The sequence below is a fragment of the Sphingomonas suaedae genome (assembly GCF_007833215.1).
GTDB lineage: Bacteria > Pseudomonadota > Alphaproteobacteria > Sphingomonadales > Sphingomonadaceae > Sphingomonas > Sphingomonas suaedae.
Map to the genome: position 1 here is coordinate 3,248,862 of NZ_CP042239.1, position 21,988 is coordinate 3,270,849.

Consider the following 21,988-nt stretch of genomic DNA (forward strand, 5'->3'; position numbering starts at 1 on the left):
CCCCTGATTTCCAGCCCTGATGTACGTGGCTCGCCCCCTGCCTAACCGCTGGCGGCGCCGGGGCAAACCCCTTACAGCCCCGCCGATGAGCATCACCTTGTTGAAGCCCGACAATCCGGTCGTCGCCTGGTGGAGGGCGCGGGTGATCGCGTCGGTCGATCATGTCGAGGTCGTCGAAAAGGTCCGCGACGAAGCCGGATTCACCGGCCGCTATGCGTTCATGACGCTGATGTCGGCGGGCATCGCGGTGCTCGGCCTGTTGCTGTCCTCGCCTGCAGTCGTGATCGGCGCGATGCTGATCTCGCCGCTGATGGGGCCGATCATCGGCCTCGGCTTCGGACTCGCCACCTTCGACTGGGACGAGATTCGCACCGCCTGCATCTCGCTCGCGCTCGGCGTGGTGATCGCGGTGCTGTTCACTGCGCTGCTGGTGCTGGTCTCGCCGATCCAGAATGTGACGGCAGAGATCGCCGCGCGCACCCGGCCCAATCTGTTCGACCTGCTGGTCGCGCTCTTCTCCGCGCTGGCGGGTGCCTATGCGATGATCCGCGGCCGGGCGGGCACCGTCGTCGGCGTCGCCATCGCCACCGCATTGATGCCGCCGATCGCGGTGGTGGGCTTCGGTCTCGCGACCTGGAACTGGACGGTGTTCGCCGGCTCGCTGCTGCTGTTCCTGACCAACCTCATCACCATCGCGGTCGCCGCCGCAGTCGTCGCGCGGCTTTATGGCTTCGGCTCGCACCTCTCGCCCCAGCATACGATGCTCCAGACGATCGTGGTCACCGTGACGCTGTCGGCCTTTGCAATCCCGCTGGGCTTGGTGCTGGTTCAGCTCGGCTGGGAAGCCAATGCCTCACGCCAGATCCGTGAGGTCATCGGCGCCGAGTTCGAAGGCGCGGCGCGCCTCAGCCAGGTCGATATCGATTATCAGCGCGATCCGATCCGGGTGAGCGCCACGGTGCTGACCCCGCGGGTGCGCACCGATGTCGACCGGCGGGCCGCCGCGACGCTGACCCAGCTGATCGGTCGCAAGGTCGCGATCGAGCTGGAACAGATTCGCGTCGGCACCGGCGCGCAGGCCGAAGCGGCGCAGGTCGCGGCGGCGCAGGCATCCAGCGCATCGGCGGCCAACCGCGTCGCTTTACGCGCGCAGGAACAGCTTGCGTTGATCGCGGGGGTCAAGCCGGATGCGGTGCTGCTCGACCGCGACAATCGCCGCGCGGTGGTCAACGCCGCGCCGCTGCCCGGTGCCAATCTCGCCGCCTATCGCGCGCTGGAGGCGCGGGTCGCGACCGGGGTGCAGGGCTGGAGCGTCACGCTGGTCCCGCCCGCTACCGCGCTGCCCGATATTGCGGTGGTCGAGGACAAGCCCGATGCCGATGCGCTCGCCACCGCGATCTGGGCCGCGCGCCGGATCAAGCTGCCAATCGGCGTATCGGGCGCCGATGCAGAGGTCGTGGTCGATGCGCTGAGTGACGCCGGGGTGGACGCGCGCGTCACCGGCAACGGCAATGGCGCCGCCCGGCTCCGCTGGCTGGCGCCCGAAGCGACGGAGTAACGGCTCCCAATTCCTCCCCTAGGCGGGGGCGGGTTGCGCCTCAAACCTTTGCCAGCGCTTCGCCGATCAGCTTGCGCGAATTGGCGATCCCATAGAGCGCAATGAAGCTGCCCATGCGCGGTCCCTGGCTTGATCCCAGCAGCGTCTCGTACAGCGCCTTGAACCAGTCGCGCAGCGCCTCCTTGCCGAACCGCGCCTTGCCGACTTCATAGACCGCGTCCTGGATCGCGTCGGCGGCAGCGTCGCGGGGCATCGCCGCAAGCAGCCGGTCGAGATCCTCCAACGCCGCCACCTCCACGCCTTCGGGCGCACGACGCTTCAATGTCGGTGCGATGAAGTCGCGGCCATAGGCCAGCGCATAGCCGATCAGCGCGTCGAGCGCCGGATGCTTCTCAGGAGACGCATCGGGAACATAATTGGCGAGATAGCCCCACACCTGTTCCTTGCTCGCCTCGCCCATCACCCCGACCAGGTTCAGCAACAGGCCGAACGTCACCGGCAGGCTTTCCTCCGGCACATCGCCATTATGGATATGGTGGACCGGGTTGCCCAGCTTCTGTTCGACCGGCTGGCCCGCATAATTGGCGCGGAATTGCCAGTAATCGTCGATCGCGCGCGGGATCACCCCCATGTGCAGCGCCTTGGCCTTTTTGGGCTCGCGATAGATGTAGAAGGCGAGGCTCTCGTCGGTGCCATAGGTCAGCCATTGATCCAGGCTCAGCCCATTGCCCTTGGACTTGGAGATCTTCTCGCCCTTTTCGTCGAGGAACATCTCGTAATTGAAGCCCTCGGGCGGACGCCCGCCCAGCACGCGTGCGATCTTGCTCGACTGGATCACCGAATCGATCAGATCCTTGCCTGCCATTTCATAGTCGACGCCGAGCGCCACCCAGCGCATCGCCCAGTCGACCTTCCATTGCAGCTTGGCCTTGCCGCGCAGGATCGACTGCTCGATCCGCTCGCCATCGCTATCGGTAAAGGCGATCATCCCCGTTTCGGCGTCCAGCACCTCGATCGGGACCTGAAGGACGATGCCGCTCTTCGGGCTGATCGGAAGCACCGGCGAATAGGTCGCCTGGCGCTCGGCGCGCAGCGTCGGCAGCATCACGTCCATGATGCCCTGATAGTGGCGCAGCACGCCCCTGAGCGCGTCGTCGAACGTCCCGTCGGTATAATAATCGGTGGAGGAGGCGAACTCGTAATCGAAGCCGAACCGGTCGAGAAATTCGCGCAGCTTGGCATTGTTGTGATGCGCAAAGCTCTCATACTGTCCGAACGGATCGGGCACCTGCGTCAGCGGCTTGCCGAGATGCGCGGCCAGCATCCCCTTGTTCGGCACATTGTCCGGCACCTTGCGCAGTCCGTCCATATCGTCGCTAAACGCGATCAGCCGGGTCGGCGTGTCCGACAACGTCTCGAACGCATGACGGACCATCGTCGTGCGCAGCACCTCGTTGAACGTGCCGATATGCGGCAGGCCCGAGGGACCATATCCGGTTTCGAACAGCACCGGCTTCCCGCCCGGTTTCCCCTCCGGATAGCGCTTGAGCAGCTTGCGGGCCTCTTCATAGGGCCAGGCCTTGGAGGTGAGGGCGGCGTCGCGGAAAGCGGTGTCGGTCATCGGTGTCAGTCTATCTGGAGGCAAAGCCTGCGGGTGCGCGATGGCGACAAGATTTGCAACCCACCCATTCCTCCCCCAGCTTGCTGGGGGAGGGGGACCGCCGCCGCAGGCGGTGGTGGAGGGGCCGCCCCGCAGAGGGCGGAATTTTGCCGAGCTGCCCACGGCCGTCTGCGCGGCCGCCCCTCCGTCATCGCTGCGCGATGCCACCTCCCCTGCGCGGCAGGGGAGGAATGGATTCGTCATTCCCGCTGGCTTTTCCCCGTCGCACTTGATAATCGCTCGCAACATGAGTGACTCGCTGGCCCGCGCTGTGCGCAATGTTCCCGGAACCGTTGCGTCGATCGACTGGGACGCCCTTGCCCCGCATGAAGCGCGGCGGCTGCGCGAATTCGGGCTGGACGAGGGGGTCGAGGTCGAACTGATCAAGCCCGGCGGCTGGATGGGCGGCCCGGCGGCGGTGCGGATCGGGCGGATGACCGTCGCGCTGCGCCGTCATGTGGCGGAAGCGATCCGGATCGTGGTCCCGGCCGAATGAACCCCGCCCCGCTCGTTGCCCTGGTCGGCAATCCCAATGCCGGCAAGACCGCCCTGTTCAACGCGCTCACCGGTGCGCGGCAAAAGGTCGGCAATTATCCCGGCGTCACGGTCGAGCGGCATTCGGGCCGCCTCGCGCTCGACGATGGCCGCCCGGTCGAGCTGGTCGACCTGCCCGGCACCTACAGCCTCGATCCCTCCAGTCCCGACGAAGCGGTCACCCGCGACGTTGTGCTGGGGAAACAAGCGGGAGAGCGCCTCCCCGACGCGCTGATCGTCGTCGCCGACGCCTCCAATCTCGAAAACCATCTGCGCTTCGTGCTTCAGCTGCGTCAGCTCGGCCGCCCGATGGTCGTGGCGCTCAACATGATCGACATGGCGACGCGCGACGGCATGACCATCGACGCCGATGCACTGTCGGCGGAGCTCGGCGTCCCCGTCGTCACCACCGTAGCGGTGCGCAAGCGCGGCCTGGACGAACTCCGCGCGGCGCTGGGCGGCGTGCTGCTGGGCAGCCGACCCGCCGCCCCCGAAGCCCCCGAATCCGATATCACTTATTTTCAGCGCGACGCCCGCCGCATCGCCGCGCTCGCCATCACCGATCAACCGCGCAGCCGCGCCTTCACCCGCGCGGTCGATAACGTCGTCCTCCACCCCGTAGCGGGCTGGCTGATCCTGCTCGCGCTGTTCTTCGTCATGTTCCAGGCGGTGTACAGCTGGTCGGAGGCGCCAATCGGCTGGATCGAGGGGACACAGGAATGGCTCGGCGCGCACGCGCAGGAAAACCTCCCCAGCGGCTTCATCGGCGACCTGGTAGTTCAGGGGATTATCGCCGGCGTCGGATCGGTGGTGGTGTTCCTGCCCCAGATCCTGATCCTGTTCTTCTTCATCCTGCTGCTCGAAGCGACCGGCTATATGGTCCGCGCCGCCTTCCTGATGGACCGGCTGATGTCGCTGGTCGGCCTGTCGGGCCGCGCCTTCATTCCGTTGCTCTCATCCTTCGCCTGCGCGATTCCCGGCATCATGGCCGCGCGCTCGATCGACGATCCGAAAGAGCGGCTGACCACGATCCTGATCGCCCCGCTGATGACCTGCTCCGCGCGACTGCCGGTCTATATGCTGATCATCGGCGCCTTCATCCCCGCGCGCGACGTTGCGCCCGGCATCGGGCTTCAGGGGCTGGTCCTGTTCGGCCTCTATGTCTTCGGCATTGTCGGCGCGATCCTCGCCGCCTTTGTCCTGCGCCTGACCGCGACGCGCGGCAAGAGCGGCGGCTTCATGATGGAAATGCCGCGCTACCAGCTTCCCTCGATCCGCGATCTGCTGATCGGGCTTTGGCAGCGCGCCTATGTCTTCCTGCGCCGCGCGGGGACGATCATCATGGGGGTCACCGTGGCCCTCTGGCTGCTCGCCTCCTATCCCGTCGCGCCGGAGGGCGTGAAGCAGAGCGAATATTCGGTCGCCGGCCGCATCGCATCGGGCCTCGAAGTCGTCCTCGCCCCGATCGGCTTCAACCACGAAATGAGCCTCGCGGTGATCCCCGCCATGGCCGCGCGCGAAGTCGCGGTCTCGGCGCTCCAGACCGTCTACGCGATCGACGCGCCCGATGAGGAAACCGGCGCAGCGGCGCTCGGCGACCGCCTCGCCGACAGTTGGCCGCTCCCCACCGCACTGGCCTTCCTCGCCTGGTTCGTCTTCGCCCCGCAATGCCTCTCGACCATCGCCGTCGCCCGGCGCGAGACCAATGGCTGGAAATGGCCGATCGTGATGATCGTCTATCTGTTCGCGGCGGCCTATGCGGCGGCGGGGCTCACCTATTGGGGGGCGAAGGGGTTGGGGCTTTAGGCGGGCGGGAGAAGTGCCACCGCTTCGAGCGGGACAGCTAACAATCATTCGGTTTCTGAAAGCTACCTTTCCGGACGCGACCCCATTGCGGACATTGGTCTTGGGTGACATGCTGGTGGCGCATTAAGGAGCGCTAGTCACTGATGGGATTGTCGGCCGAACTGCGTTGGTTAGAACATCGCGACCGCTTGGCCGCAGACCTCGGAGATGCCGCTAGCGTCCTTGTTGAGATACCGGGCTGGGAACCAGTGGACTTGGATGAAGGACTGCGTTGGCTGCGGCCTCCTACTATGAGGCGTTCAAGGTCGATCATGAAATTGTTCGAGCTGGAAAACAGGCGGTGGTGCGCTTCCGGTCGTGGGAAGCTTGGGACGGTTGAGTAACGGACACATTGCACCGGCGGCTTCCCACCCAATTTCAGCGGCTCCCGCGCTCCAGGCGCGACTCCAGAAACGGCCCGACCGCAAAACGACCCCATCGCGGTCGTTCGCGTAGCGCAGCTACGAGTGATGATAAGGAGGAGTGATGCGGCTATTTGGCAGAAAGGAACAGCAACATCCGCTGGCAGAAACGCCAGTATGGATTGTGCCACTGCACGTTCGAGCGGGTTTGGAGCAGCTTCCGCCGCCTCTAATCGGTGCCTATGTTCAGGTTTTCTGCCGTGCTGACGATCCCACAACAGCGGCATGGGCCGCGATTCAAGCCGTTGAAGCTATGGGTTATTCCGTTTCAGAAAATCCGAAGACGGTGAACCAGATGCCAGCCGCCGACTATGATTCCTTCGTTTCGTCACAGTGGCCGGATCAACGCGCGGAGCTGCCGAGCCAAGCGGAGTTTTACGACAGAATGGCTGAATACCGATCAGTGTTCGGGCCATTTGGCGGATACGACACCCCAGCATCCAACGGCAGCTAACCACCCAAATCCAGCCGTTAGGCCAGCATCCCGAAAGCGGCCATTCATGAGTTCACGACCTGGTATGACGGCCGCCACGCCGCGCCCGACGCGACCGCGCCTCGCGCTGTTCGCCTTCGGGGACTTCGCCTTCAACCTCTACTGGCAGAGCGCGATGCTCTTCCTGCTCTTCTACTACACCGACGCGCTGGGCCTGCCGGTCGGTGTGGCGGCGGCGATCTTCATGGCGGCTTCGGTGTGGGACGGCGTCGCGAACTTCGCCGCGGGGCTGCTCGCCGACCGGCGCGAGCCGCGCGACGGGCTGGGGCGGCTGGTGGCGATCGGCGGCATCCCGCTCGGTGCGGGGTTCGTGCTGGCCTATCTACCGCCGCTGGTACCCGGCATCTGGGGTCTGGCGGGGGTGTGCGTCGGCCATATCCTATTTCGCACCGCCTATGCCTTTATCAACGTCCCCTATCTGGCGATGAGCGCGCGGGTCAGCGCCGACAGCAACGACCGCGCCTTTGTCGCGGGAATGCGAATGCTGTCCGGCACGCTTGCCGCCGTGGTGGTGGCGCTTGGCACCGTGCCCCTCGGGACGGCATTGCTGGGCGCCAAGAGCGCCGCCGACGCCTATATCGGCGCCGCGTTGCTGTTTGCTGTGGTCGGAGCGGCGATCCTTGCCTGGGTGGGGCTGACCTATCGTGAGGCGGATGTGCCGGAGCGGCGTGCGCCTGTCCCGGTGATCGCCGCCTTACGCGCGATCGCCGCCAACCGCGCCTTCGTCACGCTCAACCTTGCGATGATGGCGGTGATCGTCGCGGTGACGATCCTCAACAAGTCTGTGCTTTATTATTTCAAATATTTCCTCGACGACGAGGGCGGAGGCCAGCTTGCGCTCGCATCGATGAGCGTGGTCAGCGCGGTATCGGTGCCGTTATGGATGTGGCTTCGCCGGAGCCTGGGTGCGCGGGCGCTCTGGTTCCTGGCTTCTGCGCTGGCGATGGCGGGCCTGGCCGCGTTCGCGCTGTTCGACATCCACCGCGCCGGGGTGATGCAGGCTTATCTGATGGCGATGCAGGCGATGATCGTCGGACTCAATTTCGTTTTCTGGGCAATGCTGCCCAACACGATCGAATATGGCGAGCGGCACGGTGGCCTGCGCGTCGAGGGTGCGGTGTTCGGCATGGCGGCCCTGCTCCAGCGGGTCGCGATCGGCGTCGCCACCGCGATCCTCGGCTTCGGGTTCGATTCGGCGGGCTATGTCGCCAATGTCGCCCAGAGCGATTCGACGCTGCTGGCGATGCGGTTGACGATCGCATTGGTGCCGCTGGGATTCCTTGCGTTGTCCTGCGTGATGATGGCGCTCAACCCGCTGGGTCGGGGCGCACATGCCCGGATCCTGAAGGACCTGGATCGATAAGAAGGCGGGCTGGGGCGCCAAGCTGCGGGAGCGGGTCGGTCCGTCTCGACAAAAAAGCGTCCGGCACCGCCCCGGGGAGGAGGGGGAGGCGAAGCGGTGCCGGACCCCCCGGACGTTGCCGGGGATCAGTGTTGCGCGCGGATCAGGCGGCGGCGAGGGTGAAGGTCGAATGCACCCCCTGCGCCTGCGCCGACGGGGCGATCCACACGTCGAACAGACCCGGCTCCACCGTCGGCTCCAGTTTCTGGCCGATGAACATCAGATCCTTTCGACGCAGGACGAAGCGCACCGTTTCCGACGCGCCGGGCGCCAGCGCGACCTTGGCAAATGCCTTCAGCTCGCGCACCGGCCGGGTAATGCTCGCCGCACGGTCGCGGATATAGAGCTGGACCACTTCCTCGGCGGCGCGGGTGCCGCGATTGGTCACCGTCGCGGTGAAGGCGATCTCACCATCCCAGGCCAGCGTGCCTTGTTGCGGCGCGAGGCCCGCATATTCGATCTTTCCATAGGTCAGGCCATGGCCGAACGGATAGAGCGCCGAATTGGGGATCGTCCGGTAATGGGTCTTGTACTCCTCCAGCGTGTCGTCGCTGGGGTTGGGACGCCCGGTCGGCTTGTGGCTGTAATAGAAGGGCTGCTGCCCCGGCTCACGCGGGAAGCTGATCGGAAGGCGGCCCGAGGGGCTGTAGTCGCCGAACAGCACATCGGCAATCGCATTGCCGCTCTCCGACCCCAGGAACCAGGTGACGAGGATCGCAGGCGCGTTCTTGACCGCGCCCTCCAGCGCCAGCGCGCGTCCGTTTTTTAGGATGACGATCACCGGCTTGCCGGCCGCCGCGACCGCTTCGGCCAGCGCCTGTTGCGGGGCGGGCACGGTGATGCTGGTGCGCGACTGCGCCTCGCCCGACATGCGCTCGCTTTCGCCGATCGCGAGCAGCACGACGTCGGCGGCGTGTGCCGCAGCGACCGCCGCCTCGATCCCACCGGGTAACGGCGCCTCGACCTCCGACCCTTCGACTACGGTAATGTCGGCGTTCTTGCCGAGCGCGTTGCGGATGCCGGTCTCCAGATCGATCGCCAGCTTGTTGTCGCCATAGACGCACCACGGGCCGTTCAGGTCGTGCTGCCCGGCTGCGAACGGACCGATGACCGCGATCTTCTGCCCGCCTTTGCGCAGCGGGAGGATGTCGCCGTCGTTCTTGAGCAGGACGATCGACTTCTTCGCCATCTCGCGCGACAGCGCGATGGTCGCCTTGTTTCGGCTGCGCGCGACTTCGCGCTTTTCGTCGATGCGGCGGAACGGGTCCTCGAACAGCCCCAGCTTCGCCTTGATCGCCAGCACCTTGCGCACCGACGCGTCGAGCCGCTCCATCGGCACCTCGCCCTTCTCGACCAGGTCGGGGAGATGGTCGCGATAGAAACCGCTGGTCATGCTCATATCGACCCCGGCCATGAAGGCGAGCTTGGTCGCCTCGCGCGCATCGGCGGCAAAGCCGTGCGCGATCATCTCCATGTCGCCGGTATAGTCGGACACGACGAAGCCCTGATATTTCCACTCGTCGCGCAGCACGGTGCGCATCAGCCATTCATTGCCGGTCGCCGGCACGCCCGAAATCTCGTTGAACGCCGCCATCACCGATGGGGCGCCCGCGTCGAACGCCGCCTGGAAGGGGGGGAAATAGACTTCGCGCAGGGTGCGCTCGGACACGTCGACCGTGTTGTAGTCGAGCCCCGCCTCGGCCGCGCCATAGGCGGCGAAATGCTTGGCGCACGCCATCATCGCGTCGATCGCCTTGAGGTCATTGCCCTGGAAGCCGCGCACACGCGCGGCGGCGAAGAGGTTGCCGAGCAACACGTCCTCGCCCGCACCTTCCATCGTGCGGCCCCAGCGCTGGTCGCGCGAGATGTCGACCATCGGCGCGAAAGTCCAGTCGACGCCTGCGGCTGCGGCTTCATAGGATGCCGCACGCGCGGTCTTTTCGGCCAGCGCCGGTTCGAAGCTCGCCGCCTCGCCCACCGGGACCGGGAAAATGGTGCGGTGGCCGTGGATGATGTCCGCGGCGAAGATCAGCGGGATCTTGAGCCGCGAGTCCTTGACCGCGGCAGTCTGCATGACGCGGCACATGTTGGTGCCGCTGCCGTTGAACACGCCGGTGATCATGCCCTTGCGGACTTCCTCGACCTGCTCGTCGAAATTGGCGTTCGACCCGCTGGCCGGGTTGATCGCCGTGCTGCCGCCCCAGGCCGATGCCATCAGGCTGAGCTGACCAGCCTTTTCGGCCAGCGTCATCTTGGAAACGAGCGCGTCGACGAACCCCGGGACCGGAACCTGCGCCGCCTGCGTCATCAGCGCGCGTGCCGGGCTGTGCAGCCACGCCGCGATCGCGCCAGCGCCCATCAGTGCCGCGCGGCGGGAAATCCGGGTGTCGAGCATTTTCTTCCTCTCCTGAACGCATCGCGCCGCGAGCGGCACGGGGGAAATGCGATGGATGGCCACGCCCGATTTGGGGCTTGTCGCGGCGTTCCGTAACCGGTTACATGCCGCCCGGCGACGCAATTTGCAATCGCCAATGACCCGGCCGAGAAGGATTCTTCGGCAATGGGGAGAGAGGATCGATGAGCGAGGCGACGATTCGGGATGTGGCGCGACGCGCGCAGGTGTCGATCGCATCGGTCAGCCGCGCGCTCAACGGGCTGGACAACGTCCGCGCCGAGACCCGCGACCGCGTGCTCGCTGCCGCTTCCGAGCTCGGCTATGTGCCCCATGCCGGCGCGCGCAGCCTGAGCCTTGCCCGCGCTCATGCGATCGGCGTCGTGCTGCCCGACCTGCATGGCGAGTTCTTCAGTGAATTCGTGCGCGGCATGGATCGCGAGGCGGGACGGCGCGGCTATGTGATGCTGCTGTCCAACATCCATGACGAGAGCGAGCAGGCTGCGGCGGCACTGCGGGCGATGCGCGGACGTGTCGATGGCCTGATCGTGATGGCGCCGCATCTGAGCGAGGCGATGCTACGGCGTTCGCTTCCCGCCGGGCTGCCCTCGTTGCTCATCAACGGTCCGGAGGGGATGGAGGATGGTCCCACCGTCCGGCTCGACAATGATGCTGCCGTCGAAGCGATGATCGCGCATCTCGTCGCCACCGGACGGCGGCGGATCGCGCACATCGCCGGTCCGGAGGGCAATGTCGACGCCCGCGAGCGCGTTGCGGCATTTCGCGCCAGCATGGCGCGCCATCTGCCCGACGCCGACCCAGTCATCGTCGCGGGTGATTTCAGCGAAGAGGGCGGCGAAGCCACAGCGCGGGCGATCATCGCCGGGCAGATCGATTGCGACGCGGTATTCGCCGCGAACGACATGATGGCGCTCGGCTGCCTTCAGGCACTCCGCTCCGCCGGAGTCGATGTACCGGGGCGGATCGCGGTGGCGGGGTTCGATGACGTACCGCTCGCCCGTTATCTCGGGCTGACCACGATGCGCGTGCGGATCGCCGAGATGGGCGCGCGCGCGATCACCAGGCTGATCGATATTTTGGAAGGCAAGGGCGCCGATGACGCCGCCGAACGCCATCAGGCCGAACTGGTGGTGCGATCGACGACTGGAGCGCGCGCAACCTGACGCGCGCCGCCCCCGACAGGAGAGGAAGTTATGCGTAACCCGATCACCCGCCGCACGATGCTCGCGGCTCCCGCACTGGCAGGCGCCGCCACGCTCCTGCCCGGCTGTGCCTCCACCCTCGCCTCGGGGGGCGGGGCGGCGAAGCCCGCGCTGCCCGACTGGTATGCCGATCTTGAGAAGCGGACCTTCGACTTTTTCTGGGAGCGGGTGAATCGCAGCAACGGGCTGGTGCCCGATCGCTGGCCAACCCCGGCCTTTTGCTCGATCGCCTCGGTCGGCTATGCGCTGACGTGCTACCCGATCGGGGTCGAGCGCGGGTGGTGCAGCCGCGCCGACGCGGCCGAACTCACCCGCACGACGCTGCGCTTCTTCTGGAATGCGCCCCAGGGCGCCGCCGCGACCGGCACGGCGGGCCATAAGGGATTTTTCTATCATTTCATCGATATGGAGCGCGGACTGCGGTTCCGGCAGGTCGAACTGTCGAGCGTCGATACGACCATCCTGTTCATGGGCGTGCTGTTCGCCGCCGAATATTATGATGGCGACAATCCGGTCGAGGCCGAGATCCGTAAGCTCGCCGCCAATCTTTATGCCCGCGCCGACTGGAATTTCTTCCGCGCCGACGGGCGCGCGCAGATTTCGATGGGCTGGCACCCGGAGACGGGCCTGATCGCGCGCAACTGGGACGGCTACAACGAGGGGATGTTCGTCTACATCCTCGCGCTCGCATCGCCGACCCACCCGGTTCCGGCGGACAGCTGGCAGGCGTGGACCGCGCCCTATCCCAACTTCTGGCGCGGATCGGGCGAAACTCGCCATCTCGCCTTCGCGCCGCTGTTCGGACACCAGTACAGCCATATCTGGATCGATTTCCGCGGCATTCAGGATGCGGTGATGCGCGCCGAGAACATGGACTATTTCGAGAACAGCCGCCGCGCCACCTATGCCAACCGCGCCTATTGCATGGCCAATCCGATGGGCTGGACCGGCTATTCGCGCGACATCTGGGGCCTCACCGCGTGCGACGGACCGGGCAATTACCAGCTGCCCTTCAAGGGCCAGACCCGGACCTTTTATGGCTATTCCGCACGCGGCCCGCTGGGCCAGCCCGACGAGCGCGACGACGGGACGATCGCACCGACCGCCGCGCTCGGCTCATTGCCCTTCGCGCCGGAGATCGTGATCCCCGCCGCCAATGCGCTGCGCCAATGGCCCGGCCTGTACGATCGCTACGGCTTTCTCGATGCGATCAACCCCAGCTTCACCTGGTCTGACAAGAAGCTGGAGGTGGGCAGGATCAATGGCGAGCATGGCTGGCTCGGTACCGATTATCTCGGCATCGACCAGGGGCCCATCCTGACGCAAGCGGCCAACTACCGCGATGACTTCGTCTGGCGCCACATGCGCCGGTCGCCCGAGATTCGACTGGGGCTGGAGCGCGCCGGGTTCACCGGCGGGTGGCTGGCCCAGGGATGACCGATTGCCGCCCCCGCCACCGAGCGGCGGGGGCGGCCGGAATCACCGGATCGCGACCGGGGCGCTGCGGGCCGAAACGCCGGTTTCGTTGAACGCCTCGACCGCCGCATAATAGCCGACGCCGACATTGAGCGCGCGCAGGTCGAGCTTCGCGTCGCTCCCGCCGCCCAGTTCGTCGGCAAAGACCTGATAGGTCAGCGTCAACCGGTCCGGCCGCACGCCCCACATGACATTGTAGCCGGTCGCGCCGCGCACCTTGCGCCACGTCACCTGCGCATTGCGCGCGTCCTTCTCCCGCAGCGCTTTCACCGCGCCGGGCATCGCAGGCGCCGTGCCATCGGCATTGCCGAACACGCGCAGGTCGTTGATCGCCAGATGTGCCCCGCCGATATGGCCATGGACGTAGCGGACGTAGCGGACCTTTGCCGGTGCCTTGAGCTGGAAATAGGCATTGGGCCGGTCGCGGCGGGGCTTTTCGGTCTCGGCGAGCTTCGTCCAGCGCTTGCCGTCCACCGAGCCTTCCAGCACGAATTCGGTATAGATATCGGGCGCGTCGGCGTAGCGCCCCGCCTTGTAATCCGCGAAATTGACCTGGATTGCGCGCACGGTCTTCACCGCGCCCAGGTCCATCGTCAGCGTCTCGCCCGGCGCCTTGCTCTTCGCGACCCAGAAGGTGCGCGGATTCTCGTCCGCGGCGCGGCTGGCATCATATTCGCCGAGCGTCGAGGAGGCGATCAGCTGCTTGCGATAGGAGAGCAGCATCCATCCGGTGAACAGCTTCTCGATATCCTCGACCGGCCCTTCCGGCATCCAGTGCGGGAAATCGCCGAAGCGCGATGAGGACCACATCTGCCCGTCCGCCTCGAACCGGGTCGGGAACATGTTGATGCGCCGCTCAAACGTCCAGTTGGCGCCAAGCCACGGCGTGCCGGTGTTCCACCAATTGCCGTGATTGTCCTGCACCGTCGAGCCATGGCCCGCGCCCTCGACGAACCCGCCGGGCTTGTAGGCGACCGGGTTCCACGGCGCGTACTCCCACGGTCCCAGCGGCGATTTCGAGGTGTAGGTGCCATTGGCATAGGCATTGTACTCGGTGCCGGGCGCGCCATACTGGAGATAATAGGTCCCGGCGACCTTCGTCATCCAGGCGCCCTCCATGAACGGTTTGATCGCCGTTCCGTCGGGCAGGCCGCCCGAATGATCCTGGCCGAACCGTTCCCAGCCATGGCGTTCGGGGTGGAGCTTGAACATCTCCTTCGCCCGACCCTTGTAGATCAGCTTTCCGTCGGTGAATTCGATCTCCATGCCATAGAGCGGAAAGACGTTGGACGAGCCCCAATAGAGATACCATTTGCCGTCATCGTCGAGGAACAGCGCCGGGTCCCATGGGCCGGGCGGGATCTCGCCCAGCTTCATCTTCTCCTCTTCGCCCGGGCGCACCTGACCCGGCAGGCGGGGCATCTTGCGCACGAAATAGTCGAGCTTGCCGGTCTCCGGCGCGTCGGAGACATAGATGGCGCCCGGCTCCATCATCGATGGCATCAGGTATAGCCGCTCACCGTCCGACCAGGCGGCAGGCGCGACGAAGCTGTCATTCTCCCACCGGCTCGGCGTGATGAACTGCCAGTCGACGAGGTTGGTCGAGCGCCAATAGCCATCGGCGAGCGTCTGGAAGAGGTAGAAGGCGCTCTTGTGCCGCACGATCACCGGATCGGCGCCGGTGCGATAGGAGATGCCCTCGTTGATCTGCTCGAAATTATAGCGGTAATCGATGTCGATCGGGTTGGCGTAGCTGCGCTTGGCCTGCTGCGCGGCACTGCCGGTCGCGACGAGAGCGGTGGCGGCGGCGAGAAGGGCGAGGCTGCGCATGGCGAATTCCTATTTGATACGGACGAAAATATTGGCGGTCAGGCGACCGCGACGGGGATCGGCGTCAAGCGGAAGGTCGGCCGGAATGATGCCGGAATGCAGCAGGTTGCTGGGATAGATGACGATCCGGTCGCGCACCGCATCGACGCGGCCGATCTGTTCGAAATGCGCATTGCTGGCGTTGAGATAACCGGACAGATCGACGCTCGCCGCGCGCGCGGCGGCGATGAAGCCGGGCCGGTTCTCCTCGCTCACCACCTCGATCCCGGTCGCGCGCTGGCGGTAAAAGGCGGTGCCGCTGCCGGGCGCGTCCGACAAATAATGGAGGATGGCGAGATAGGCGGGATCGGTCGAGTCGAAATGGGGGATGCGCTGGGGGAGGTTGAGCGCCGCGGCGGGGGTGGTGACGATCGAGAAGCTCGCCTCCGTCAGGTCGAAGGCGCCGGTGTCGAAGGCGCCGGCGATGAACGGCGCCGAAGCTTCCAGCAACCGGTCGACATAGGCGACCGCGTCGCGATCCTGCGCGGTGAGAATCCGGCGCACGCCGGGATAATAGGTGTTGCTGACCGGAAAGGGCGCGAGTGCTGCGGCGATATCGGTCGCCGATTCCGGATCGCCACTGATCCCGTCCACGACCACCACGGGCACATCGGCAGTTCCGAAACGGTGCAGCACAGGCGTCATCGACAGGTCTCCGGAGGGAAATGGGGAGGGAAGCGTAGCGCCTCCCTCCCCGAAAATCCCACCTCGACTTAGAAGCGGTATTTGAGGCCCGCCTGGAAGGTGCGGGCGTATCCGACAGTCGAATTCTCCTCGAGCGGCGGGTTCGCCCCGCTGCCCGCACCCCAGGTCGAGTAGTTGCGGTTGACCCAGTCGAAGACGTTGAAGACCTCGAAATCGGCGGTCAGTTCGCCGCCGATGCCCGGCACCTTGAAGGTCTTGGCGATGCGCAGGTCGAGATTCTTGTAGGCGATGTCGTCCTTCGGACTGAACACGCCGGCATCGTTGTAATAGACGCAGCCGCCGGGCGTCACGCCATCGGCCTGTACGCAGTTGGGTGACGGCGTCCGGCTGAAATCGACATTGCCGAAGCGTGGGCCCGAACCGAGCGTCAAGGTCCCCGCAATCTGGAATCCCCAGGGCAAATCGCCGATCCCGCTTGCGACAAAACGCCAGCGCTCGAGCCCGCGGGTCGGTTGCCAGCCGAACGCATCCTGCCGACCCGCGTTGAACATCTGACCCTCGTCGAAACCGATCGCCTGGTTCGACTTGGCGTCGGAGATGGTGAGCGATGCGGTCGCGCCCCAGCCCGATGCCTTGGTATAGGTCTTGTCCGCGGTCAGGTAGAGCGCGGTGTAGCGCGCCTCACCCTCGCTCGAGCCGATGTTGAGGCGACCGGTATAGCCCGCCGGACGGCCATCGGCCGGGAAGTTGTCGCGGATCCAGCCATCACCGTCCGGAGTGTAGTTGCCATCGGGCTGACGATTGCCGCGCACGAAGATGAAGGCGTCGTGCGAGCGGTTGTGCGCAACGGCCGCCGAAAGCTGGATATCGCCCAGCCGCTTGCGAACGCCCAGCGTGAACTGATCGGTGTAGGGCACCTTGGCGTCGTTGTTGATGACCCAGATGTCTCCGCTCAGCCCCGTCTGCCCGACCGCGGCGCGCAACGCATTGGGGTCGCGATAGGAGGGATCCCACTGAAGCTGTCCTGCCGTGCCATTACAGGTCGGCAATCCCGTCGCGCCGCAAAAATTCACCGTCGCATCGCTGCGAATGTTGTTGAACAGCGTTTCGAGCGAGGCGAGGTAGAAGATGTTGCGGTCATAATAGCGGCCCGCACCCGCGAACAACACCAGATCCCGGTCGCCATTGACGTCATAGGAGACGCCAATGCGCGGCTGGAAGGCACCCGTGAACGGCTTACGCCGGGTCCCGTCGGTGATGTAATCCTCCGGATTGATACCCGCCGCCTGCCAAGGCTGATAGTTGCGCAGCGCGGTCGCGACCTTTTCGGGCGTGTGATAGTTGTTATTGAAATTGTTGGTTTCATAATCCCAGCGCAGACCGAGATTGACGGTCCAGTGATCGTCGATCGTCCAGTCGTCCTGGACGAACAGTCCCACCTGGACATTGTCCGCCTCCATCGGCGTCGGCGGCAGAAGCGAGATGGTCGCTCGAACCGGCGTGCTCGAATCGAAGCCGGTAAAGCCCACCGCGTTGAAGCTGTAGGAGCCGTTGGCGAAGGCGTCCTCGACACGGGTGAGGGTGTTCATCGACACCTTCAAACCCGCCTTCACAACGTGCCGATCCCAGCCGGTATAGGTGAAGTTGTTCTTGAACGTGTAGCTTTCCTGATCGTTCGCCTGCTGGAACGAATTGGCGCCGCCGATCAGCACTTCGCCGCCCGACGGGTTGAGCAGCTTGTATTCCGGCCCTTCGCTGATCGTCGGGGTGCCGGTGAAGCTCTTGAAATAGCTCAGTGACAGTTCGTTGAGGAAACCCTCGCCACGGTGCGACCACTCGAACTGCGCGGTCTTGCTTTCCGTGCCCAGATCGCGACCGCCCTCGCGCAGACGCGTGCCGCCATAGTCGCGGACGTCCGATTCCTGGCGCAGGAAATAGCTGGCATTGAGCGTGTCGCGGTCGGACGCGAACAGCGTCAGCTTGCCGAAATACAGGTCCTGCTTGAAATCGGCCGGGAAGCTGCCGCTGTTCGCGGACACCAGATCGGCGGGGATGCTTGGATCGGTCAGGTTGACCGCGAGGCCCGGCTGAGTCTTGCGCTGACCTTCATAGGTGGCGAAGAAATGAAGCACGCCGGGGATGATCGGGCCACCCAGATCGGCGCCGAATTCCCACCGCTTATAGTCCGGCTTTTCGCGATCGCCATTGGGATTGTTCGCTTCGCCGGGGCGATCGAAGAACGGGCGACCGTAGAAGGATTTCGGGATGAACTTCCCGAACGCACCGCCGCTGAACTGCTCGCCACCCGTCTTGGTGATCGCGGTGATGATCGCCGAACCAGCATTCTCATATTCGGCCTTGAAGTTCTGCGTCTCAACGCGGAATTCCTGGATCGCCGATTGCGGGAAGGGATTACCCTGACTGAAATTCTGGCCCGCGACGCCGCCGAACCCGACCTGGTTCTTCTGGCTGGTACCGTCGACAAAAACGTTGACGTTGTTCGAGCTGACACCGCCCGCCTGGATGCGCTTGTTGTTCTCGTCCGCCGATAGGGTGACGCCGGGCGCGAGCGCGGCGAAGTTGAGGAAGTTGCGGCTGCTCTGGGGCAGGCTTTCGATCTGCGCCTGGCTGACGCTGGTGCCGATCGTCGCGGTTCGCACCTCGGCGCGGCTGCGCGAGCCGGTAATGACGACTTCCTCGCCTGCGGCGACCTGGGCCGGGGGCGCGAGTTCGACATTGACCGTTTCGCCGACCGGGAGGGACACGTCCTGCGTCTCCTGCCCTTCGGCCTCGACGCGGTAGGTGCTGGGGCGCAGACCGACGATGGTGAAGCGACCGTCAGGGCCGACCGTCGCGGTGGTGCTGCGGCCCGTCACGGTGTCGGTAACGGTCACGGTAGTGCCGGCTGTCGCGCCTTCGACGCGGCCCTGAAGCGTACCGGTGGTCTGGGCGAGGGCGGCGGTGCTCGCCATCAGGGCAATGGCAAAGGCCCCTGCCGAAGCCCCGCGAATCAGGGCGGAACGCTTGCTGCGGAAATTCATCATCAATCTGCTCCCCTAAACACCGGAATCCCACAGCTTCGCTGCGGAAATGTAACCGGTTACAGCGTTTTCAACGCTTTTTACATCGCCTAACGCAGCGTCTTCAAACGCCTTTGTGACTACGTTGTCAACGGGGATTTGACGGTTTCAGATAGCCGGGGCGGATCCGCCCCGGCTGCGATCCAATCATTCCCACCAATAGGGGCGGCGTTTCGAAGCCCCCGTCTCGACCTCGTTCATCGTGCGCGGGTCGTACATCCGGCCGCCCAGCATGACGCGATGGATATTGTCGCTGTTGCGGATATCCGCCGTCGGATCGGCGTCGAGCACCAGCAGATCGGCGAGCTTGCCCGGTTCGAGCGAGCCGACATCCTTTGCAAAGCCGAGCGAACGCGCCGAATCGATCGTACCGGTGCGCAGCGCCTCGACCGGGGTCATCCCGCCGCGCACGAAGGACCACAGCTCCCAATGCACACCGATTCCCGCCTGTTGCCCGTGCGCGCCGATCGCGACCAGCTTGCCCGCTTCCATCACCTTCTTCGCCTCGCGTGCATTGTCGTCATCGACGAAATTGCTTTCGGGCGCCTTGGTCACCCGCATCGTCGCCGCGCGCAGCTGTGCAGGCGGCGTGTGGATCATCAATGGGTTTTCCCAGACATTGGTCGCCTGCCGCCAATAGGGATCGCCCGCCAGACCGCCATAGGTGACCACCAGCGTGGGCGTGTAGTTGGTATCGCTCTGGCCGAAGAACTGGAGGACGTCCTTGTAGAAGATATCGACCGGGACATTGTGCTCCAGCGTCGAATTGCCGTCGGCGATCAGGTTCATGTCCATCCCGAACAGCGACCCGCCCTCGGCCACCACCTGCATCCCCTCCGCCCGCGCGGCGGCGACGACCATCTGGCGCTGCTCGCGCCGGGGCTGGTTATAGTTCTTCACCGAATGCGCGCCCTGCGCCTTCAGCCGCCGGACATGATTGAGCGCGTCCTCGTAAGTGTCGATTTGCGCATAGACGCTGGCGTTCTTCGCACCATAGATGATCTCCCCGGTCGAGAAGATGCGCGGACCCAGGATCTTGCCCGCGCGCTGCATCTCCTGCGCCGGGAACACGACGCGCGCGCCCGAGGACGGATCGTGGATTGTCGTCGAGCCGAGCGCGAGATTCTGGATCAGCGACCAGTTCTGCTGGGGCACCAGCTCGCCATCGCCATAGGGGCCGTGCGCGTGCGCATCGACCAGACCCGGGATGATCGTCCGCCCCGTCACATCGACCATCTTTGTCCCTGCGGGCAGCTGAATCGCTGCGGTTGGCGCGACGGTGACGATCCGGTCGCCTTCGATCAGGATCGTGCCATTCTCGATGATCCCGCCATCGGCGCCTGCCATGGTCACGATGCGGGCGCCGGTCAGCGCGATCGTGCCGCCTGGTTTCGCCGCCTTCACTTCCATGGCGAGCGAAGTCGTGCGCGGGGTCAAAGCCGCCTTGGGGGCATCGGGCGCCGACGCGAAGAAGGCAGCGCGATCCACCGTCTTGAGCGTCGGCCCTAGGCTCCAGTGGAGCTGCGCGCCGTCGCCGGACCAGCCGATATAGTCGCCGCCATCCTCACTCACCCGGACGACCGGCAGTGCGTTCGCCTTGGGCGCGACCGCCACCTGCTGCCCGCCCGGCATCAGCGGCATTGCGAACACCTGATAATTCTGGCGGAAGGCGACGCTCTTGCCGTCGGGCGCGACGATGAAGTCGCTGGCGAGCTCGCCATTGGCATGGACGCGCTTGTCCTGACCGTTGAGATCGGTGCTGACGAGCTGGAGCTTCTCGCCGCGTTCGAGCATGAAGATGCGATCGTTCGACGCGCCATATTGCGGACGGCTATAGTCACGCGAGACCAGGACCGGCGTCCCGCCCGCCGCAGCGACGCGATAGACGCCCGGATTTTCGGACCATTCGGGGTCGACGATCCCGTCGCTCCCGCCCTTTTCGAAGACGATGGTCCGGCCGTCGGGGGAGAATTTGGGGCGCGCATAATGACCGCGCTGCCCCGTCACGTCGCGCGCCGAGCCGCCCGATGCGGAGATGATGCGCAGCTTGCCGAGCGTTTCGTCATTCCATTCGACGAAGACGATGCTGCGCCCATCGCGCGACCAGGACGGGAACAGCTCGAACCCGGCATTCTCGGCGAGGCCGGTCAGCCGCTTGGCTGCGCCGCCCGTAACGGGCTTGATCCACAGCTTGCCCAGACTCTCGAACACCACCCGACCGCCATCGGGCGACACGGTGGCGAAACGCGGCATTTTCGTCGTGAAGCTGTCCGGCGCGACGGCAATCTGCGGATGCGGCGCATCGGAGACCGCGCGGGTGTCGGCGACCCGGAACGGGATGACGGCCGCGTTCGATCCGTCGGCATCCACCCGGCGGATCTTGCCGCCCGCCCAGAAGACGATCGATTCGCCATCGGGGGTCCAGTCCATATTGGGATAGACGCCGGTGACCGCCCACGTCTCTTGTACGTCCTGATCGAGCGCATCGTAGATCATTCGCTCGACGCCGCTTTCGATGTCCTTGACCCAGAGCTTGGACTTGCCCGCCTCCCGCCGGACAAAGGCGATCTTCTTGCCGTCAGGCGACGGAGTCGGACGTACCGATCCGCCAAGGCCGGAGACGGCGGTGGTCGTCTCACCGGTTTCGAGGTCGTAGCGCTCGATGTTGAACAGGTTGCTGTTCGAATCCTGCGCATATTCGAAGATCGGGCCGGGGGTGATGTTGCGGGTGAAATAGACGCCCTTGCCATCGGCCGAATAGACCGGCTCGCCCAGCTCCTTCTGGTGGCGCTCGCTCACCCGCTTGACCAGCTGGACGCCCGCGCCGCCCGAGACATGGTACAGCCACACCTCGCCGGTTCCGAGCGAGCGGCCGGTGGTGAAATGCTTCTTGGCAACGATATATTGGCCGTCGGGCGACCAGCTCGGCTGATTGAGAAGGCGGAAATCCTCCTTGGTCAGCTGCTTCTTGTCGCTGCCATCGGCGTTCATGATCCAGATATTGTCGCCGCCGCCCCGGTCGGAGGTGAAGGCGATGCGGCGGCCGTCGGGCGAGAAGCGCGGATGCACCTCCCACGCCATGCCCTCCGCGATCCGCGTCGGCGTGCCGCCTGTAATCGGCATGGTGTAGATGTCGCCGAGCAAGGCGAAAGCGACGCTCTTGCCATCCGGGCTGACATCGACATCGATCCAGGTGCCCTCATCCGTGTCGATCTTCGCCTGTTTCAACGTCGCCCCCTGTGGCGCGTTGACGTCCCATTTGGGCTTTTCGGCGGGCTTGTCCTGCGCATGAGCCTGACCCATGACGAACAGCGCGGCGAGGACGCCGGCGACCGACTGACGCATATGATGATGCTCCCTGAAATTCTTCTGGAGCAAATCGTAACGGG

The 21,988-nt window shown here is 65.3% G+C and carries 13 protein-coding genes; 7 read left to right on the top strand and 6 right to left on the bottom strand.

Translation table 11 applies throughout. From position 1 onward, the window contains the following. The first annotated feature begins 85 nt into the window (after positions 1-85). Positions 86-1,558: a DUF389 domain-containing protein gene (locus FPZ54_RS15465; RefSeq protein ID WP_145848668.1), complete on the top strand. Its 1,473-nt coding sequence runs from the start codon at positions 86-88 to the stop codon at positions 1,556-1,558. Between the two features lie 40 nt (positions 1,559-1,598). On the opposite strand, the gene FPZ54_RS15470 is transcribed toward FPZ54_RS15465, so the two are convergent. Next, on the bottom strand, positions 1,599-3,179 hold the full coding sequence (locus FPZ54_RS15470; protein ID WP_145848669.1) for a lysine--tRNA ligase: 1,581 nt from the start codon (positions 3,177-3,179) through the stop codon (positions 1,599-1,601). A gap of 286 nt (positions 3,180-3,465) precedes the next feature. Between FPZ54_RS15470 and FPZ54_RS15475 the strand changes: the two genes are divergently transcribed. From FPZ54_RS15475 to FPZ54_RS15490, 4 genes are all read left to right on the top strand, one after another. Next, a complete protein-coding gene (locus FPZ54_RS15475; protein ID WP_145848671.1) occupies positions 3,466-3,714 on the top strand; it encodes a FeoA family protein in 249 nt (82 codons plus the stop codon). Then, complete coding sequence (gene feoB / locus FPZ54_RS15480; protein ID WP_145848673.1) at positions 3,711-5,558, top strand: ferrous iron transporter B; 1,848 nt, start codon at positions 3,711-3,713, stop codon at positions 5,556-5,558. The genes FPZ54_RS15475 and feoB overlap by 4 nt, the downstream gene beginning before the upstream one ends. Before the next feature lie 525 nt (positions 5,559-6,083). Continuing rightward, complete coding sequence (locus tag FPZ54_RS15485; protein ID WP_145848675.1) at positions 6,084-6,473, top strand: hypothetical protein; 390 nt, start codon at positions 6,084-6,086, stop codon at positions 6,471-6,473. Between the two features lie 46 nt (positions 6,474-6,519). Continuing rightward, positions 6,520-7,875: an MFS transporter gene (locus FPZ54_RS15490; protein ID WP_239019598.1), complete on the top strand. Its 1,356-nt coding sequence runs from the start codon at positions 6,520-6,522 to the stop codon at positions 7,873-7,875. Between the two features lie 142 nt (positions 7,876-8,017). On the opposite strand, the gene FPZ54_RS15495 is transcribed toward FPZ54_RS15490, so the two are convergent. After that, on the bottom strand, positions 8,018-10,309 hold the full coding sequence (locus tag FPZ54_RS15495; RefSeq protein ID WP_145848679.1) for a glycoside hydrolase family 3 N-terminal domain-containing protein: 2,292 nt from the start codon (positions 10,307-10,309) through the stop codon (positions 8,018-8,020). 182 nt (positions 10,310-10,491) lie between these two features. Between FPZ54_RS15495 and FPZ54_RS15500 the strand changes: the two genes are divergently transcribed. Both FPZ54_RS15500 and FPZ54_RS15505 read left to right on the top strand, forming a co-directional pair. Beyond that, entirely contained in the window at positions 10,492-11,490 is a 999-nt protein-coding gene (locus tag FPZ54_RS15500; RefSeq protein ID WP_145848681.1) for a LacI family DNA-binding transcriptional regulator, read from the top strand. A gap of 30 nt (positions 11,491-11,520) precedes the next feature. Next, a complete protein-coding gene (locus FPZ54_RS15505) occupies positions 11,521-12,966 on the top strand; it encodes a glucoamylase family protein (RefSeq protein ID WP_239019599.1) in 1,446 nt (481 codons plus the stop codon). 42 nt (positions 12,967-13,008) lie between these two features. On the opposite strand, the gene FPZ54_RS15510 is transcribed toward FPZ54_RS15505, so the two are convergent. From FPZ54_RS15510 to FPZ54_RS15525, 4 genes are all read right to left on the bottom strand, one after another. Further along, positions 13,009-14,835, bottom strand: a complete 1,827-nt coding sequence (locus FPZ54_RS15510; RefSeq protein ID WP_145848683.1) for a family 43 glycosylhydrolase — start codon at positions 14,833-14,835, stop codon at positions 13,009-13,011. A gap of 9 nt (positions 14,836-14,844) precedes the next feature. Next, entirely contained in the window at positions 14,845-15,519 is a 675-nt protein-coding gene (locus FPZ54_RS15515; RefSeq protein ID WP_145848685.1) for a DUF6445 family protein, read from the bottom strand. Positions 15,520-15,587: 68 nt separating this feature from the next. Next, positions 15,588-18,563 carry a TonB-dependent receptor gene (locus FPZ54_RS15520; RefSeq protein ID WP_239019600.1) on the bottom strand — a complete coding sequence of 992 codons (2,976 nt, stop codon included), beginning with the start codon at positions 18,561-18,563 and terminating at the stop codon, positions 15,588-15,590. Positions 18,564-18,746: 183 nt separating this feature from the next. Next, a complete protein-coding gene (locus tag FPZ54_RS15525) occupies positions 18,747-21,944 on the bottom strand; it encodes an amidohydrolase family protein (RefSeq protein ID WP_145848688.1) in 3,198 nt (1,065 codons plus the stop codon). Positions 21,945-21,988: the final 44 nt, after the last annotated feature.